The sequence below is a fragment of the Kitasatospora sp. NPDC048545 genome (assembly GCF_040651155.1).
In the GTDB taxonomy this organism is placed as follows: Bacteria; Actinomycetota; Actinomycetes; order Streptomycetales; family Streptomycetaceae; genus Kitasatospora.
This window is the reverse complement of record NZ_JBEZIQ010000184.1, coordinates 1-1,193: the sequence shown is the minus strand read 5'-3', so window position 1 is coordinate 1,193 and position 1,193 is coordinate 1. Positions and strand designations below refer to the sequence as shown.

Below are 1,193 nucleotides of genomic sequence, written 5' to 3'. Positions count from 1 at the left end.
CGCTACTGAAGTTGAATTCGTGATGTCGGCCTGAAGGTGGTCAGCCGTCCATGATCAGGCCGGTGGCGGCGAGGCATCCGTCGATGAGGTGAGAGCGGTACTGGATCTGCTTCAGGCTGCGCTTGACGGCTCGGGCGAGCTGGTCGAGGTTCGCGGCGGCGAGGTTGCCGATGGTGCGCTTGACCAGCGACCAGATGCCCTCTTGCGGGTTGAGGTCCGGTGCGTACGAGGGGAGTTGGAAGACAGTCAGCCAGTCCTGGTTCGCCTGGATGAACGCCTGCATCGGCGGCATCAGGTGGGCGCGCAGGTTGTCCCACACGAGGACGATCGGGCCGCCGAGCTGGATGTGCGCGCGGATGAGCAGGTCCCGGTAGTCCTGCCAGGTCAGGCCCTTCTTCTCGCCCTTGCGGCCGCGGTAGATATGGAAGCTGTAGAACATCCGGGACCGCTGACCGGGCTTGTAGCAGCTCAGCCCCGCCATGGAGACCCGGCCGGCGCCCCGGCCACGTACTCGCACGACCGGCGTGCAGCCGAGCCTGCCCCAGGTCCTGGCACGCGGCGGCCTCATCGACTGCCCGGCTTCGTCCTCAAAGACGAGCCAGGCTCCGCGGGCCGCCGCGGTGCTTTTACCCGCGGCCACGTCTCCTTCTTCCACAGCTCAACCGCCGCGTCATCGCGCTCGATCGCCCGGCGGGCCGGCTGCTGCCAGGACCAGCCGTGCCGTTTGAGCAGGACCCACGTGCCCTCCACGGTGTAAGAGACATGGAACATCCGACCGATCAACGTCTTCACCCGAGAGAGGGTCCACCGCTGGTCCTCCCAGCCGTGGGCCAGCGGCCCACGCTCCAACTCCCGTTCCAGCCGTGCGATCTGGGCATCAGACAGCTTCGGACGACCGGGTGAGCCCTTCGAGGCGATTCCCGTTGCACCGCCCTCGCGCCACTGCCGGCGCCAGCGCTCCACCGAGCGCACGCTCACCCGCATCGCGGCCGCGATGTCCCGGTTCTTCTCGCCGCTCTCGAAGCGTTCCACGGCCTGCCGCCGGATCCGCTCCCGCGCGGCCCTCTCCGCGTCGGTCAAACCGCCGCCCTGTGCATACCTCACAGCACACGACTACCGGGGCCGACCCTCCGCAGGCAGGCGAACGCTACTGATTCACCCATCCGAGCGACATCACGGATTCAACTTCAGTA

General features: G+C 67.6%; 2 protein-coding genes. Both read right to left on the bottom strand.

Features of this window, described 5'->3' with window-relative positions; translation table 11 throughout:
• Nucleotides 1-40: 40 nt before the first annotated feature.
• Complete coding sequence (locus AB0D10_RS46390; protein WP_360269185.1) at nt 41-568, bottom strand: transposase; 528 nt, start codon at nt 566-568, stop codon at nt 41-43.
• A complete protein-coding gene (locus AB0D10_RS46385; protein WP_360269182.1) occupies nt 565-1,104 on the bottom strand; it encodes a winged helix-turn-helix domain-containing protein in 540 nt (179 codons plus the stop codon). Before AB0D10_RS46385 ends, AB0D10_RS46390 begins: the two co-directional genes overlap by 4 nt.
• Between the last annotated feature and the right edge of the window lie 89 nt (nt 1,105-1,193).